Genomic DNA, 18,011 nt, shown 5'->3' with positions numbered 1-18,011 from the left:
AAAAAATTGTGCCTTTACCACCAATTGTACATAAATAGCAAACCTATGCACTAATAACATGCAATATTGTGTTAAGAATTCCCTTAATATCATCGCTATCGAGTCTATGCACGTTTTTCCATCCTCTTAACCATGTAATTTGACGTTTAGCCAATTGACGTGTTGCACATATACCACGATAAACCATTTCATCATAGCTGATTTCACCAGACAAATATGACCACATCTGACGATAACCAACAGAACGTATAGCGGGTAGATCCCCATGGAGATCCCCTCTAGCATAAAGAGCGCTAACTTCATCCTCAAAACCCGTCTTCAACATTTGCAGGAAGCGCATCTCAATACGTTGGTGGAGAATTTTACGATCTTGCGGTGAAATCGCAAACTGTAACACATTATAAGGTAATTCTGCCTCTACAATTTCAGTTAATTCTGTCAGACTCTTCCCGGAAACTAAGAAAACCTCCAAGGCACGAGACAATCGTTGAGGATCATTAGGATGGATTCTAGCTGCCGATATTGGATCAACCGCTTGCAAACGTTTATGAATTGCACCCCAACCAAATTGTTTCGCTTGCATTTCAATTTCTGCCCGAATTGTGACATCGGCAGAAGGTAAGGGTGACAACCCATCCAGTAATGCTTTAAAATATAGCATAGTCCCCCCAACGAGTAAGGGAATACGGCCCGATGCGACAATTTTTTCCATTTCTAATAAAGCATCACGGCGAAAATCTGCGGCTGAATAAGACTGTGCAGGATCCAATATGTCAATTAATCGGTGTGGAGCAATTTGTTGCTCTTCCCGTGTTGGTTTCGCTGTTCCTATATCCATACCGCGATAAATTAAAGCAGAATCTACACTAATTATTTCAACGGGTAATTGTTGACGCAATGCCATTGCCAATGCTGTCTTTCCTGACGCCGTTGGCCCCATGATAAAAATCGCTTGCGGTTTATGTTGAAAAATTTGTTTACTCATGAGTTAAAGCCGTTATCACCGATTCAAAATCAATTAGTTGTAGTAATGTTTTCGGTGGTTCTTTAACTAATTCAGGGTAAGCCCGCTCCAGATCCGCTAATAACTGTACCCCTTGTGCAATCGTCCACACTTGTTTTTCATTTACTAAATGATCTGCTAACCAAACAACTAATTCCATCAACTGACAAGAAGTATTTTGAGCAAGATATTTCAATAGTTTTGGAAATAGTTCAGCTAAATTTTGTGATCTCAAGGGACAAGATACACCACTAATTGTTGCTTTGTTATGAGAAATATTGATGTCAAAACCTAAGGTACTTAATAATACCTTTACTCGATAAAAAGTTTCAATTTCCTTTTCTGTTAATGCGAGCTTTATTGGTATCAGTAAGGGCTGAGATTTTAATTCTTTATCAGTAGGAATTAATTGACTTCGCTTTAAATATCGCTCAGCTTCCGCTAATGATAACAAACCTATTCCAAATGATGATTCAATAAATGCGAAATTTTTAGAATAAATTGTTAGTATTTTACCAAATGTATAATTTTTATCATTTTTTTCTATATCAACCGATTTTACTGCTATTTTTTCAGTTTTTATCGATTCTCGCTCTGGAAAAAGTGGGATTTTTTCTTGTTTAGCTGGTTCATTTTGCATCAATTGCTGATAAAGCTCACCCTGTTTTTTGTTATAGATTTTTTTAGCTATTTTTCCATTATTGTAACAAGGAAATGATGCTGTTTTAGACGGCGAAATTTGGCTACTGGCACTTAATTCTGTTATTACTTGTGCTTCTTGCTCTTTAATAACTAAATGCTGCTTTGAATCATCTGAGGCAAAAAAATTTTCACCCGCAGCTAACCGATTTTGTAATCCTGAAGCAAGATGAGTTTCCTGATTTGAACTAACAGAGACTTGATTAAATTGTTTTTGGTGTTGTTGGCTTAGTACCGTGTTCACACCCTGATAGATAAAATCATGAACCAATCTCGCTTGGTGAAAACGGACTTCCTGTTTGGCTGGATGAACATTAACATCAACCTGATGAGGATCAATGGTTAAATAAAGCACATAAGCCGCTTGCTGTTCTTCTTGCAGACGATTAGCATAGGCTTGACGAATTGCATGATTGATTAATCGATCACGCATTATGCGCCCATTAACATAACAATATTGAATTTCAGCGGCCTTACCTAAATAGGGATTAGTTATCCAGCCTTTAATGGCTAAATCACCATGTTGCCAACATAATTTCAGCGCATTTTGTATAAAAGAAGTGCCACAAATAGCAGCTAAGCGTCGTTCATATTGCTCTTCACTATTTGTCGCACGATACTGGCGAACTAATTTACCATTATGATGCAAATTGATTGCAACATCGAAACGCGCTAAAGCTATTCTACGTACAATCTCATCAATATGGCTAAATTCGGTTTTTTCTGTACGTAAAAATTTACGTCGAGCCGGCGTATTATAAAACAGATCAAGAACTTCAACTGTTGTTCCTATTGGGTGAGCAGCAGGTTTTAACGAAACATTCATCTCACGCCCTTCAGCATAAGCTTGCCAAGCTTCTGTCTGAGTCTCGACGCGTGAAGTTAGTATTAAACGAGAAACCGAACTAATACTGGCCAGCGCTTCTCCTCTAAATCCCATACTCATAATAGCGGCCAGATCTTCTAGCGTGGCTATTTTGCTGGTAGCGTGTCGCTCCAACGCTAGTGTTAAATCTTCTTTGGCGATACCACTACCATTGTCATGGATACGGATAAGTTTTGCCCCACCACGCTCAATTTCAATATCAATACGGCTGGCGCCAGCATCAAGACTATTTTCGACTAACTCTTTCACAACCGATGATGGACGTTCAACAACTTCACCCGCAGCAATTTGATTAGCTAACTGAGGAGAAAGAATTTGTATCGCTGACATAATGACCTCTGCCATATTCCATCATTTTGGCGCTGCTTGTAAGGGGTGTTGGGTAAAATAATTGCGTAATCCTTGATGAATAGCTACTGCCAAACTTTCCTGATAATCGTCAGAAACTAAAAGGCGCTCTTCAGAAATATTACTAATAAAACCTGTTTCCACCAGAATAGATGGAATGTCGGGAGAACGAAGTACACCAAGACTGGCATGTTCTGGATCATATTTATGGATATTACCAATTTTACTTAATTCTCTCAGTACTTTTACCGCGACAGCATAACCTACACGTTGGGAATTGCCAAATTGTAAATCTAAAACAGCTTGGCTAAGATAAGGATCTGCACCATTTGCTAACGCATCACCTGCACCACCTAATAATTCAGATTGCTTTTCATGTTGTTCAAGCCAATTACCCAATTCACTATTCGCTCTTCGATTGGAAAGCACCCAGACAGAAGCACCTCGGGCACGATTATTAGGTGCTGCATCAGCATGAATTGAAACGAGCATATCAGCCGCTTTTTGTCGTGCCACTTCTGAACGACCCGCTACAGAAATAAAATAATCGCCATTACGTGTCATCACTGGCTTAAACATTGGATCTGTCTTTAAATGGTTCTCTAATTTACGCGCAATTATCATTGTTATATTTTTTTCACGATGACCATTTTGCCCAATTGCGCCTGGATCTTTACCGCCATGTCCAGCATCAATTGCCACGACAACTTGCCGAGTACCTTTAGGTAAATTTTTATATATTGAGGGAGTTGGTGAGTTATTGGCTAACTTTTTCTCAGCTTGTGAATCAATTGATAGCAATTTATTGGTTGCTTCAGTTGCGGACTGAGATGTCTGAGGCTGCGATGCCCCAGCACGATTATTCTTTAAGGTAAAAACTATTTGATAGCGATGATTTATTTGTTCAGCCACCGCACTTGCTTTCACTGCATTTGCCAATTCGATAACAATACGTTGATACTGACTATTCGGTGGCTGACTAGTACGGATCCCTTTAACCAAATTATTATTTATAAACTTCATTGGTAATCCAGATACCTGATCAGATTGACGAAAATCGACAACCAAACGCTCAGGCTCATGAAGGGGAAAGAAGCGGTACTCTGGATTACCGCCAGCAAAGTGTAAAGTGACTTTTGCCTCGGATAAATTATCATTGACGCGAATATTGGATAAAGTTGCAGCCTGTGCATTAGATAATAATAAGTTGCTAAGTAATATCATTGTCATTAATAAAAGAAATACATGAGTTTGCCATCTTTTTATTATATTAATCATCTAAGTCTTCATCATGATTAGTATTCCTATTATGACAATTTTTCTAATAACATTTCCCCATATGTTGATAACGCGACAAATCGTGCTTGTCTTCCATTATTGTCATATAATAGGTAGAGTTCAAGATCAGCGCATGGTAGCATCCCTTCACCTTTTTTTGGCCACTCCACCAAACATATAGCCTGCCAATCAAAATAGTCACGGATACCCATAAATTCAAGCTCTTCAGGATCAGTTAAACGATATAAATCAAAATGGTAAACAGGATTAGGAGTCAGCAAATAGGGTTCAACTAACGTGTAAGTTGGACTTTTTACATGTCCTTGATAACCTAAACCTTGCAAAAAACCACGACAAAAAGTCGTTTTCCCCGCACCTAAGTCTCCATATAAATAAAGAATAAAACCCTGCTTACAAAGCTGAGCTAAACGCTGCCCTAAGGTTATTGTTGCCTTTTCATTAGCAAGCAATAATATAAGTTCTTTCATGAAAATATTGCCACTTTTTATAATTTTTTATCTAATAATTTAATTCATAAAATATATCACAAAATACTATTACTTACCGAATATTATAGCGATATTTAATGTTATATTTATCAATAAAACTTACATCATATGCTTATTATTCAGCTATTTAATCTTTTTCAGTTACTTGCTTTTATCAATATTCTATCATTTGATTTGTACATATTTATATAAAAAACAAACATATAAAAATTTCTATTAATATCAAAAAATTAACGTTTATTATGCAATATTATTGTCTTAAACGATTAAAATTATTTGGTTGAGAGAAGCTTTTTTACATCACTAAGAAGGCGCTACAATATATCGAGACATAGGTAAATATCCGCTATTAAAATATTATATTGCCTTAGGTAGTTACACCTTGAAATATATCGTTAAAATGATACTTTTATTATAAATAAAAACCTCATCAAAATAATAATAGCGCCTTGCGCGCAATATCTGGTTATTAACATCAGTATTTTCTAGAATAGATACTTCAATTTTACTTGTGCATAAAATAAAAATGCATTGATCATAAAAAAATAACCATATAATCAATCATCAAAAAATATAAATATTTTTTTAAATATTTTCAATAAGTTAAATGATATTGATAAAGAAAAGCATCAATAGCGATAGCGATAGAAAAACGCATTTGCCTGTGGATAACTCTGTGCAACAAAGCAAAATATACACTGTGTGCCATAACCAAAATTCAATTGTAAATGAATAAGTTATTAAAACATTTTAACTGAGAAAATGTAGCAGTTTTAGCCATAAAATTTCTAAGATTAATGTAAATAACAACATCAATTCACCTACAATACATTTTAAATACTAAAATAATTTCCCTGCCAAGAATGACACCACATTCTTCACTTCACTGATAAAGTATATGCTGTAATATCACATCTACTTCAAAATTGGGGGAGTGGAATTCTATGCCTAGCAGATACGATTTGCAAGTCCTATGTGCCCGATTTTTCAAATAAATTCTATCTCGATTAGCTATATAATTGTTGACTATTAATCAAGACTGTGACTTCTTTTAGTAGCTAATCTCCTATTTAAAAATAGACGGTTTTTATCATAGTGCAACAAAAAATTTTATTCTTATTATTAAATAAAACCCAAAACAGAAAAATAAAATTCATCAACAAAATAGGTATAAATTGGCCACTAAACTTTGAGTAATTAATAAGCTGAAAGAACAAAAAATATAAGAAGAAACAATAAATTATATCACAGAATTTTATGCTAATAATGATAAAAGAAGAATTTGGAGCGGGAAACGAGACTCGAACTCGCGACCCCGACCTTGGCAAGGTCGTGCTCTACCAACTGAGCTATTCCCGCATATCTATAACAACAATATTACCAATCACTATGGGTTGCGAATTATACGAAAAATTATCAAACAGACAAGTACTTTTAACCATAAAAAATCTATTTTCAATCTAAATGCTGATTAAAACAGCAAATCGCTCATAATCAGCATGATCATAACACGATTTAAAGGTTGATAAAGTGTTGACGATAATAAGCTAATTCTGCAATAGATTCCTTTATATCTTCTAAAGCCTGATGGGTATTTTTTTTCGTAAAACCGGCCAATATATCAGGCTTCCAACGGCGCGCCAGCTCTTTTAAGCTACTCACATCTAAGTAACGGTAATGAAAGTATTTTTCCAACTCAGGCATATATTTGAATAAAAAACGACGGTCTTGAGCAACACTATTACCACAAATAGGTGAAACCCCCGCAGGTAACCACTTTTCTAAAAATGCAATTGTGGCTAATTCTGCTTTTTTTTCATCATATTGACTAGATTTAACTCTATCAATCAATCCACTTTCAGTATGAGTTTTAACATTCCACTCATCCATAAGTGACAACTGTTGCTCTGATTGATGAATGGCAATCACTGGCCCTTCGGATAAAATAGTTAGATTGGAATCAGTGACAATTGTTGCGATCTCAATGATACGATCCTGTTCCGGATCCAATCCCGTCATTTCCAAATCTATCCATATCAAATTGTTCTCACTATTTACCATGTTATATCCTAGGTTCCATTCTAAACTGATAGCATGCAATACTTAGTGTATGATAGCTTCTTAAAAGCACAACTGCGATAACTCTTGATAATGAATTCAATCAACAAACCAATAAAATTAGTGAGGTCAGGTGGCTAAAAAGAAATTTACCAAAGGCCAACAACGCCGAATACATGCAAACCATCAAACTAAGCTAAAAAAACAATCTCAGCAAGATATTGATGATAATCAGCTTGGTATTCCCCAAGATGGGTTAGTTATTAGCCGTTTTGGTCAGCATGCAGATATCGAGACAAATGAAGGTGACATTCAACGCTGTAATATTCGCCGAACAATTCACTCATTAGTCACCGGTGATCGTGTTATTTGGCGTCCTGCGCTACATCAGCAATCTAATATAAAAGTTAATGGTGTCATAGAAGCAGTCTATGAACGAACATCGGTCTTGACTCGCCCCGATTACTATGACGGGCTCAAGCCTATCGCGGCTAATATCAACCAAGCGATTATTGTCTCAGCAATTTTACCCCAATTATCATTAAATATTATTGATCGTTATTTAGTTGCCTGCGAAACACTTAATATTGCACCAATGATTATTTTAAATAAAATTGACCTACTCAATAAAGAGAACAGAAAAGAAATAAGTAAAGCAATAAAACTTTATCATAACATTGGCTATGTAGTTTTAGAGGTATCCAGTCATACTAATGAAGGAATAGATACGCTTATTGAAAACCTTATAGGAAAAATATCTATTTTTGTCGGGCAATCTGGTGTCGGTAAGTCCAGTTTGATTAATAACTTATTACCTGATAATGAAGAAAAAATCTTAATCAACCAAGTATCTGATAATTCAGGATTAGGTCAACATACAACAACAACGGCACGTCTTTACCACTTCGCCAAAGGAGGTGATCTTATCGATTCACCAGGCATCCGTGAGTTTGGCTTATGGCATCTGACAAAGGAACAAATAACTAAAGGATTTGTCGAATTCAGGCAATATTTGGGATACTGCAAATTTCGTGATTGCAAGCATTTAGACGATCCTGGATGTGCATTACAACAAGCGGTAATCGCTAGAAAAATAGCAAAATCACGTTTCGAAAATTACCATCGAATTTTAGCAAGCATGGAACAAATAAAACCACGTGGATCTTTTACAGATAATAAATAGTTATAAACATAATTCTGGAATTCATAAAAAGCATAGGTACAATAACTATCTTTTTTTGATTACAACCCAATAACATTAGGATCAGATTAGAGGTTAATGTGCTGGAAAAAATAAAGATCAAATTACAATATCTATTACCAAAACAAGGGCTAACGCAATTAGCAGGTTGGCTTGCGGATCAAAAAGTGGCTGGGTTTACCCAATTAATGATCAAGCTTTTTGCCAAGTTTTATAAAGTTGATATGGCAGAAGCCAAAGAAAGTGAGTTTTCCGCTTATTCTACCTTTAATGAATTTTTTACTCGCCCATTAAAACAAAATATTCGTCCTATTGTTGCAGGTAGTAATCAACTTGCTCTACCAGCCGATGGTGTAATAAGCCAATTAGGATTAATTATGGATGATCAGATCCTACAAGCTAAAGGTCATTCTTACAGTTTAGCGGCATTATTAGCAGGTAATTATATACTGGCCGAGCAGTTTCGAAATGGTTTGTTTGTAACTACTTACTTATCTCCACGTGACTATCATCGTGTCCATATGCCTTGTGATGGCTTACTAACTGAAATGATTTATGTCCCTGGTGATCTCTTTTCTGTTAATCAACTGACTGCAACAAACGTCCCTAATCTTTTCGCCCGTAATGAACGTCTCATCTGTATTTTTGAAACAACATTTGGAAAAATGGCTCAAATTCTAATAGGCGCAACAATTGTTGGCAGCATAGATACTAGCTGGTGTGGCTGCGTCAATAATCAACGGGAAGGAATTATCAAACGTTGGACTTACCCAGAAAAAGATAAAACAGGTGCAGTTTATCTGAAAAAAGGTGAAGAAATGGGAAAATTCAAACTGGGTTCAACTGTTATCAATTTGTTTGAATCTAACCATATCAAACTTAATTCTGCTCTAGAGCAAGGATCCGTCACTCGAGTAGGTGAATTATTAGCAGAATCAATTTATCCAAATACTGAGGAACAGGCCCATCGACAAAATTTAATTGATGGATCTGAATAATTTTATCTGAGGAAATCATATTGTGCGCCTGATAGTCGGCATTCTATTTAGTCTCTTTTTCATCACGATACCTGCATTTGCAGCAATTAATCTTGATGAAATACAAATTAAAAAAGAGATTAAGCAACTTGAAGCAAATAAAAATTCAAAAAATGCAGAGATTATTCAGGCATTACAAGTTGCCCTAAATTGGTTATCAGAGGCACAAGAGTCAGAGAAAAAAACCCGCGCTTATCAAGAGGCAATTGATGATTTCCCCAAAATCATAAAAGAATTACAGCAACAATTTCTTATTGAAAGCAATAAAACAATTACTATCCCAACCAATATAACTATCCTCGAACTTGAGCAACGTATTGTTCAGGCTAGTAGTCAATTACTTGAGCAAGGCAGACAAATTCAGCAAGAACAAGATAGAAATCGTGAAATTAGCGATTCTCTTGTAACATTGCCTCAACAATTATTAGAAGCTCGCCGGCTGCTTTCTGACTCTACCGTAAGACTACAGTCGCTGCATGTTCCGGTTTCCCCTTTAGCTGAAGCACAATATAACTTAGCACAAACAGAAGTCACGGCAAGAAAGTCAAAAACCAATGAACTAGAAATAGCACAGCTTTCAGCCAATAATCGCCAAGAAATTGCTCGTTTACGCATTGAGCTTTTTAAAAAACGTTATCAGCAAATCGACCAAGAGCTTCAACAACTGCGAAATCATCTAAACTTTCAGCGCCAACAAAAAGCACAACTGGCACTTAAACACACTGAAATGTTAGCTGCTCAAGGGGGAGAGCTTCCCAAATTTTTAACAGCCCAATTGCAACTAAATCGTAAATTATCACAACGACTTAATGAACAAGCATACAGAATAAATGATATTGAACAAAGGCAACGCCAGACTTCCAGTGATATACTAACCGTTCGTCAAGCGCTTGGGACAATTCGTGAACAGGCCCAATGGTTAAGCGGTTCAACTACTTTAGGTGAAGCATTACGCGCGCAGTTATACCATTTGCCAGAAATTCCCAAAAATCAGCAAATTGACAGGGAAATCATCAACAAACGAGTTGATCGCCTTCAGTATCAAGATATGTTGGAAAATCTCGATTCCAACAATAAAGAGAACGAGGAAAAGCAAGCCGAAATAAAAAATTTGACGCCAGAACAAACGCAAATTTATGATTCACTCATCCAAACCCGGAAAGAATTATTAAGCTCAATAATTTCTGGTTATGACAGTGAAATATTGGAATTAACCAAGCTTTACGTTGCGGCAACCCAGTTAACCGATGCATTGACAGATATCAAAGATGCGACCCATCGCTATATGTTCTGGATTGCGGATACCGATCCTATAAGTCTCAACTATCCAATTACCATAGTAAAAAATCTGACTCGCTTACTATCATTAGATACATTATCTCAACTCAGTGGCGCAATTAGAGTTATCTTCGCCAGTCAGGATAGTTTGTTATACCTGCTCGCTGCTGTTGCTATCGTCATTTTTAGCATTAGTACCCATCAGCATTATAATAATTTTCTTCTTCGCGCTAGTACCCGTATTGGTAAAGTAACCCAGGATCGCTTTGCTCTAACCTTACGAACCGTATTTTGGTCTATTCTGATAGCACTCCCTTTACCTATTTTATGGTCAGCGATTGGTTACGGCCTTCAAAGCGCCTGGCAATTCCCTATGGCCACTGCTATTGGCTCTGGGGTGAGAGCAACAACACCGGTTTTATGGGTTTTTATGATTAGTGCTACTTTTGCACTACCAAACGGATTGTTTATTTCTCATTTTGGCTGGTCAGAAGAAAACGTAAAAAGGGCAATGCGTTACTACAAATTATCAATTTTTGTCATAGTACCATTGATGATGGCCTTGATTACGTTTGAATATTATAACGACCGTGAATTTGCCCCAAGCTTAGGCAGACTATGCTTCTTATTACTGTGTATTGCGCTAAGTTTGATTACCCATAACCTCAAACGAGTAGGCGTACCACTTTATCTAGATCGCCACGGCTCGGGTGAGAATGCAATTAGCAATATATTGTGGTTATTATTGATTATAGCGCCAATTTTTTCTGCGGTTGCCGCATTGTTGGGTTACCTTTCAACATCTCAAGAACTTTTAGCCAGGCTGGAAACCTCTGTTGCAATCTGGTTTTTCTTACTGATCATTTATCACATTATCCGCCGCTGGATGTCTATCCAACGGCGTAAAATTGCTTTTGAAAGAGCAAAACAGCGTCGTGCTGACATTCTCGCTCAACGAGCAAAAGATGAAGGTGACAATAATAGTAGTGGCGAAGGCTTAGTCGATATCGAAGAAAGTGCGATTGACTTAGATACAATCAGTGCGCAATCTCTGGGACTTGTGCGCTCTATTCTCACTATGGTAGCGTTAGTCTCACTGATTTTAATTTGGTCTGAGCTACACTCAGCATTCTCTTTTCTGGAAAATATCCGGCTTTGGAATGTCACTACTACGGTAAATGGTGTAGATACCATTCAACCGATCACCCTCAGCTCACTATTTATTACTATTCTTATTATTATAATTACAGCACAACTAATTAGAAATTTGCCGGCATTGTTGGAACTCGCCCTGTTACAACACCTTGATTTAACTCCAGGAACTGGCTATGCAATCACCACCTTGACTAAATATACTATTGCGCTTATAGGTAGCTTAGTCGGGTTTTCCATGCTTGGTATTGAGTGGTCAAAACTACAATGGTTAATTGCCGCGATGGGTGTTGGACTTGGCTTTGGGCTACAAGAAATCTTTGCCAATATCATTTCTGGTTTAATGATCTTATTTGAGAAACCAATTCGTATAGGCGATACCGTCACTATTCGTGATTTAACAGGCAGTATTACCAAAATCAATACTAGAGCAACAACCTTAACAGATCGGGATCGCAAAGAAATTATTGTTCCTAATAAAGCCTTTATTACCGAGCAATTTATTAACTGGTCGTTATCCGATACTATCACTCGTATTGTTTTAACCATTCCAGCGCCCGCTGATGTAGATAGTACCGAGATCAGTCAGATATTATTAAATGCCGCCGAGAAAACGCCGATGATTTTAACTAACCCGGCACCTGAAGTATATCTAGTTGATTTACAACAAGGTATTCAAATCTTTGAATTACGTATTTATGCGGCAGAAATGGGGCACAGAATGCCTGCCCGCCATGAAGTTCATCAAAATATATTAATCGGTTTTGCACAACATGGGATCACGCTACCATTTCCGCCCTTTCAAGCCCGAGTTGATATTGCCAGTAATAATCTATTACGAAGTGCAACAAAAAATACATCTGGGCGAAAGCCGGCAAGAAAAGCCGGAGAATTATAAATTACAATCAACTTTGGCCGTTTAAATAACAGATAAAATTGTATAAAAATCAAACAAAATATATCATATTTATTTTTAACATAAATATAATATTATTTTAATATATAACGGATTTAATCTAGTTATCAGTTAATTTATTTTTAATCAATTTGGGTGGGGTACTTTTTAATATAACGTTCAGCTAACGCCTGCGCTGCCTTCATTTCTTTATCAGAAAACAATTTACCGATCCTATCATGAAATTTTTGACTTTCTTTATTACCATTACAAGCTGCGGTAGCTAACCATGCATAGGCCATTTTATTATCTTTATTAACACCATGTCCCTCTGCATACATGACACCTAAACGATCCTGAGCTTTAGCATATCCCTGTTTTGCAGCGTGTTTAAACCAATAGACGGCTTTTTTATAATCTTTTATCACACCGTTGCCAATACTATACATTAATCCCAAATTAAACTGTGCCAATGCATAGCCCCCTTTTGATGCTTGCTCATACCAATATGCTGCTTCCGGTAAATTTCGTTTCACACCTAATCCATGAGCATACATGGTAGCCATATTGCTTTGCGCACGAACATGCTGCTGGATTGCTGCCCTTTGGTACCATTCTATTGCCCGATCATAATCACGCCTAACACCAAAACCATTAACATACATAGTCGCGAGTCTAAATTGCGCATCTGCATTACCTAATTCAGCTGATTTCAAATACCAAACGACAGCCTGTTTGAAGTCCTGAGAAATTCCTTGTCCACGGAAATATTTTTCCCCCAGTTCATACTGAGCTTTGTCATTACCTTGTTCAGCTAATTGCTGTAATTGCGTTATTCCATTAGATTTTGTAGTTGTTATATTAGCAGATACTAAAGAACCATAACTTATTATTCCTAGCGTAAATACCAGAATTAATTTTCTCATATCGCCAGCTCCTTTTTATAACTAACGCTTCAAAAATTATACTAAGATACTAATCTTAGTATCCCTTTATTTCACACTATACAAATCACAACTCAAAAATAGATTTAAGCAATTTATTTTCCATAATATAAATCATAATAAATCTTGAAAATTCATTATTAATTAACCTGTTGATATAATTAAAAACGAAAGCACTGCAACAAATTAATAATAAATTATCCTGTTATTTTCTAAAGTGAACTTCCGTAACCTCAATTTACATGGTTTTTATCTACGCCAAATATTTAAATACCACTATAAAGCCGACGTAAATAATAGGAAACGGCTTCTTCTTCATTAGAACCAATAATTTCCATATCGGGTAAATTATCTCGTAATAATTGATGTGAGTTTTTCATAATGCAGCCTTTTCCCGCCATGGTTAACATTTCATAATCATTCATTCCGTCACCAAAAGCGATACAATCCTGCAAAATATAACCTAATAAATCCGCTACCTGCTTTAGTGCATTTCCTTTGGAAACACTACCATTCATAACCTCTAGACAACATGGTAATGAAAAACTAACGTTGACACGATCACTCCAACGATTTCTTATTTGTTCCTGCAATAGCAGTAACTGCTGGTGATCTTCGCAAGTAAAATAAACTTTGCTCACATCCGTCGTCGAAAAATTATCACGCTCAAAAAGTTGATAGTGAAAAACAGACTCTTGAAAATATGCTTTTTGCTCCGGGCTCTCCCGATTAATTAACCAATTATCGCTAGAATAGTAGTTGGTCAGAATATTTGGATTATCAAACTCCATTAAACAGAGCTCATGAACAATATCAGGATCAAGATTATGCGTTAAAATCAGCTCTCCATTGGTGTTATGTACCCTAGCGCCATTAGATGTGATCATATAAGCATTAATCCCTAACCCATTACGGATCTGATCAACATCAATATAGTGGCGACCCGTAGCAAAAATGAAATGAATATTTTTTTCTGCTAATAATTTTAACGTTTCTTTTGTATAAAGGGGTAAAGTGTGGTCAGGAGACAGTAAAGTACCATCTAAATCTGAAGCAACAACAGAATACGTCATTGTTTTTCCTTGGTTAATCAATGTTGATCAAAAAAATCACAAATTGCATTAAGTGCCATAGCACGTAATGCATCGTTTTCAAATAATATTTCATGGTCTGCCCCTTCAATAATTAAAGGTAGCTTTTCCTCTCTTCCCATCTGCATTGTTTGCCGAGCGACACAAAATCTCTGGATGTCCCGATTACTAACGACCTTATCTTCACTCGCTTCTAATACCATCAGCGGAACCGCAATCTCTGCCGCTTTTTCAATTAAGCTAGCACCAAACTGCAGACTCTCCCCAATCCAATGATAAGTTGGACCACCAAGACGTAATTCAGGATAATCGGCATAATAACGTAAATAACGCCGATAACGTTCATAACTATGGGTCAACACATTAATAATAAAGGGTAATGGCTGCCATCTACCGGTTGATACTGCATAATCATCACGGGTATTGGATCTCGCCTCAGCACATTGAATGATAAAATTTGCCAACCAACGTGAAACCGGTAAATTAATGCCTATCATTGGAGCACATAAAACCGCAGCATTAAAAGTCAGACTATCTCTCAGCAAATAACCCGCAAGAATAGCCCCTCCCATTGAATGGGAGAGTGCATAACAACGTGAATAGTGTCGTGACTTGATCTCAAGAGAAATAAAAGATTCAAAATCATCAATATAATCAGTAAATTTTTCGACGTGCCCCTTTTGCGGATCGGCCAACATTCTTCCCGAAAGGCCTTGTCCACGATGATCTATGATAAAAATATCATAACCAAGATGATAAAGATCATAAGCGACTTCAGGATATTTTACATAGCTTTCACTACGCCCGGGCAAAACAACAATCGCTTTATCATGCTGAGCAGAACAAATTTTTACATAACGAATAGGAATATTATCAACGCCAATAAATTCTGCTTCATCATGCATCTTCCAAAAATCTAAAAGCGGACCATTAGCAAACGCTAAAAACTGAGATTCACGTGTCAGCCAACTCGCTTTTAGCATGTCAGGCGTCATAATTACTCCTAAACTCATTCAAAATCTGCCAGATGATCGCGAATCAATGTCATAAATGCCTCACCAAATCGTGCTAATTTTCTTTGACCTACACCATTAATCAACAGTAGTTCATTCGGTCCGACAGGGCATCGCTCCGCCATCTCTATTAAAGTGGCATCGTTAAAAACCACAAAAGGTGGAATATTTTCTTCATTAGCAATCACTTTTCTTAATTGACGTAATTTAGCAAATAATTTTTTATCATAATGGCCTTGGTAGTTTTTATTTTGCTGATTACGGCTTTTTTTCGATAAAACTCTAGCAACAGCCAATTGTAATGGTACCTCGCCGCGCAATATCGGCCTAGCTGCTTCTGTCAATTGTAATGCTGAAAAATGAGCAATATTTTGGTTCACTAAACCCATATGAATAAGTTGCCGACACACACTCACCCAATGCTCATGACTCTGTTCTTTACCCAAGCCATAAACTGGCAACTTATTATGATCAAATTCACGTATACGTTGATGATTTGCGCCGCGCAAAATGTCAACAATATAGCCGATACCAAAACGCTGCCCTGTCCGATAAATACAAGAAAGTACTTTCTGAGCATCAATTAGGCCATCATACCGTTTCGGTGGATCTAAACAGATATCGCAGTTACCACAAGGTTGCGGCCGATTTTCACCAAAATAATTTAACAATACTAGACGGCGACAGGTTTGTGTCTCGGCAAAAGCACTCATGGCATTTAGTTTATGGCGCTCAATCTCTTGTAATTGTCCGGCAGGCTTTTCCGCCAAACAACGACGCAACCAAGATAAATCAGCGGGATCATAAAATAAAATAGCTTCTGCAGCTAAGCCATCGCGTCCAGCTCTACCGGTTTCTTGATAATAAGATTCTATATTACGGGCAATATCAAAATGGACGACAAAACGGACATTAGATTTATTAATTCCCATACCAAATGCCACCGTTGCAACCACCACTTGCAAGTCATCTTTTTGAAAAGCATCCTGTACTTTTGCGCGTTGTGTACTATCAAGACCTGCATGATAGGCCGCCGCACTCAAACCCCGTTTATACAATCGTTCAGCTGTCTCTTCAGCTTTACTACGGTTATTGCAATAAACAATACCGCTGTTACCCTTTTGTCCTTTAATAAAAAACCAAAGCTGATCAAGAGGCTTGTATTTTTCTACTAAAGTATAACGAATATTAGGTCGATCGAAGCTACTGATATGGACAAGTGGTTCACACAGTTCAAGCCCGTCAATAATATTATTACGCGTTGTTTGATCGGCAGTAGCCGTTAAGGCAATAACTGGTAACTGTGGAAAACGACGCCGCAATTGCCCTAATGCTCGATATTCAGGGCGAAAATCATGTCCCCACTGTGAAATACAATGAGCTTCATCGACAGCCAATAAAACCGGATTTAATTTCGGCAATTGATCAAGAAAATTATCCATAACCAACCGCTCTGGGGCAATATAAAGTAATTTTATGTTGCCTTGCCGACAATGCTCAATTACCTGCTTTTGCTGTTGCCCGGTTTGGCTTGAATTAAGATAACTGGCTTCAATACCATACTGAGAAAGCTGATCAACTTGATCTTTCATTAATGAAATCAGTGGAGAAACTACTATGGTTAAGCCAGGTAAAATTAAAGCGGGTATTTGATAACAGAGAGATTTTCCTCCGCCGGTTGGCATGACGACCAAACAATCTTGATTTGTAAGTATAGTATTAATAATTTGTTCTTGGCCTGGCCGAAATTGCTGATAACCAAAAATCGGCTGTAACACTTGCCGAGCCGGGGATGTAATATTGATAATTTCCGCAGTAGACACTGGTATCCTTAATAAACGTGACTAATCAATTTTGATAAAAAGCGGTAAATAAATATATGCTACCTGACTCTGATAAGAATTACAGCATCCTATTAATTTCCGCTATAAAATAAAGAGGTTAGAAGAAAAAAAGTCACTCTTTATTATGCCAAATAACCATTTATTTTTACCTATTCATAAAGCATAATCATAGAAAAATTGCCAACCTTTGCATAATAACAATCGTTGATTAACATAATATCTAATAATTAAGAGAATATTTATGAATACGCCTGCCCTTACATTGGACGATGCACAGAAACTTATAATTGGAAAATATCTTCAAATGCAATTCAACCAATTATTAGGTCTTGAGTTGTTATCCTTTGATAACACCCAGATCAAGTTAATTTTTAACAACAAATCACAATTGATAGGAAACTTTGAACAACAAATCCTACATGGTGGTGTAATTGCTGCAGTGTTAGATGTTGCTAGCAGTGTAATTTGCTTTTGTAATGCATTAAGTCGAATAACTTCATTGTCAAAAGAAGCGCTCAAAGACCGTTTATCAGCCTTTGCGACCATCGATTTAAATATTAATTACTTGCGTCCAGGTCGTGGTAAAAAATTTATTGCAAGTGGAAAAATCATTCGCACTGGTAATAAGATTTCTGTTGCCCGGGCCGAATTGCATAATAACGAAAATAAACATATCGCAACAGGCATAGCCACTTGTTTCGTGGGTTAAATATAAATAACCAAGCTAAGACCATAATAAAAATCTATTTTAAATAAACGTTATATGAAGCTTATG

13 protein-coding genes and 1 tRNA gene are annotated in these 18,011 nt (G+C 36.8%); 4 read left to right on the top strand and 10 right to left on the bottom strand.

Going from position 1 to position 18,011, the window contains the following annotated elements:
• Nucleotides 1-43: 43 nt before the first annotated feature.
• The 6 genes from miaA to orn all read right to left on the bottom strand — a co-directional run bounded on the left by miaA (nt 44) and on the right by orn (nt 6,784).
• Nucleotides 44-985 (bottom strand): tRNA (adenosine(37)-N6)-dimethylallyltransferase MiaA, encoded by a 942-nt coding sequence (miaA, locus tag AACL31_RS02095; protein WP_310511527.1) that lies wholly within the window; start codon nt 983-985, stop codon nt 44-46.
• On the bottom strand, nt 978-2,933 hold the full coding sequence (gene mutL, locus AACL31_RS02090) for a DNA mismatch repair endonuclease MutL (protein ID WP_310511528.1): 1,956 nt from the start codon (nt 2,931-2,933) through the stop codon (nt 978-980). The genes miaA and mutL overlap by 8 nt, the downstream gene beginning before the upstream one ends.
• Nucleotides 2,934-2,939: 6 nt before the next feature.
• Complete coding sequence (gene amiB, locus AACL31_RS02085) at nt 2,940-4,214, bottom strand: N-acetylmuramoyl-L-alanine amidase AmiB (protein WP_339053717.1); 1,275 nt, start codon at nt 4,212-4,214, stop codon at nt 2,940-2,942.
• A 29-nt stretch (nt 4,215-4,243) separates the two neighbouring features.
• On the bottom strand, nt 4,244-4,702 hold the full coding sequence (tsaE, locus tag AACL31_RS02080; RefSeq protein ID WP_310511530.1) for a tRNA (adenosine(37)-N6)-threonylcarbamoyltransferase complex ATPase subunit type 1 TsaE: 459 nt from the start codon (nt 4,700-4,702) through the stop codon (nt 4,244-4,246).
• 1,304 nt (nt 4,703-6,006) lie between these two features.
• A tRNA-Gly gene (locus AACL31_RS02075) sits at nt 6,007-6,082 on the bottom strand.
• 156 nt (nt 6,083-6,238) lie between these two features.
• Nucleotides 6,239-6,784, bottom strand: coding sequence for an oligoribonuclease (orn, locus tag AACL31_RS02070; protein ID WP_032114354.1), 546 nt, complete (start codon nt 6,782-6,784; stop codon nt 6,239-6,241).
• A gap of 130 nt (nt 6,785-6,914) precedes the next feature.
• Here orn and rsgA point away from each other — a divergent pair, with 130 nt between their 5' ends.
• The 3 genes from rsgA to mscM all read left to right on the top strand — a co-directional run bounded on the left by rsgA (nt 6,915) and on the right by mscM (nt 12,347).
• A complete protein-coding gene (gene rsgA / locus AACL31_RS02065) occupies nt 6,915-7,964 on the top strand; it encodes a small ribosomal subunit biogenesis GTPase RsgA (RefSeq protein WP_339053716.1) in 1,050 nt (349 codons plus the stop codon).
• Nucleotides 7,965-8,062: 98 nt separating this feature from the next.
• Nucleotides 8,063-8,980, top strand: a complete 918-nt coding sequence (gene asd / locus AACL31_RS02060; RefSeq protein WP_310511531.1) for an archaetidylserine decarboxylase — start codon at nt 8,063-8,065, stop codon at nt 8,978-8,980.
• Nucleotides 8,981-9,002: 22 nt separating this feature from the next.
• Complete coding sequence (mscM, locus tag AACL31_RS02055; RefSeq protein ID WP_310511532.1) at nt 9,003-12,347, top strand: miniconductance mechanosensitive channel MscM; 3,345 nt, start codon at nt 9,003-9,005, stop codon at nt 12,345-12,347.
• 140 nt (nt 12,348-12,487) lie between these two features.
• Here mscM and AACL31_RS02050 read toward each other — a convergent pair whose 3' ends face one another.
• The 4 genes from AACL31_RS02050 to recQ form a co-directional block, all read right to left on the bottom strand.
• On the bottom strand, nt 12,488-13,270 hold the full coding sequence (locus AACL31_RS02050; protein ID WP_032114351.1) for a tetratricopeptide repeat protein: 783 nt from the start codon (nt 13,268-13,270) through the stop codon (nt 12,488-12,490).
• 284 nt (nt 13,271-13,554) lie between these two features.
• On the bottom strand, nt 13,555-14,361 hold the full coding sequence (gene yigL, locus AACL31_RS02045; protein WP_310511533.1) for a sugar/pyridoxal phosphate phosphatase YigL: 807 nt from the start codon (nt 14,359-14,361) through the stop codon (nt 13,555-13,557).
• A 17-nt stretch (nt 14,362-14,378) separates the two neighbouring features.
• Complete coding sequence (pldB, locus tag AACL31_RS02040; protein WP_310511534.1) at nt 14,379-15,374, bottom strand: lysophospholipase L2; 996 nt, start codon at nt 15,372-15,374, stop codon at nt 14,379-14,381.
• A 14-nt stretch (nt 15,375-15,388) separates the two neighbouring features.
• The gene (recQ, locus tag AACL31_RS02035) at nt 15,389-17,215 is read right to left on the bottom strand and encodes an ATP-dependent DNA helicase RecQ (protein ID WP_339053715.1); all 1,827 of its coding nucleotides are present in this window, start codon (nt 17,213-17,215) and stop codon (nt 15,389-15,391) included.
• 262 nt (nt 17,216-17,477) lie between these two features.
• Here recQ and AACL31_RS02030 point away from each other — a divergent pair, with 262 nt between their 5' ends.
• Nucleotides 17,478-17,945, top strand: a complete 468-nt coding sequence (locus AACL31_RS02030; RefSeq protein ID WP_310510024.1) for a thioesterase family protein — start codon at nt 17,478-17,480, stop codon at nt 17,943-17,945.
• Nucleotides 17,946-18,011: the final 66 nt, after the last annotated feature.

This window comes from Arsenophonus endosymbiont of Crataerina pallida, from assembly GCF_964020125.1.
GTDB lineage: Bacteria > Pseudomonadota > Gammaproteobacteria > Enterobacterales > Enterobacteriaceae > Arsenophonus > Arsenophonus nilaparvatae.
Note: the sequence above shows the minus strand (reverse complement) of the source record. Positions and strands in the feature narration are given on the sequence as shown.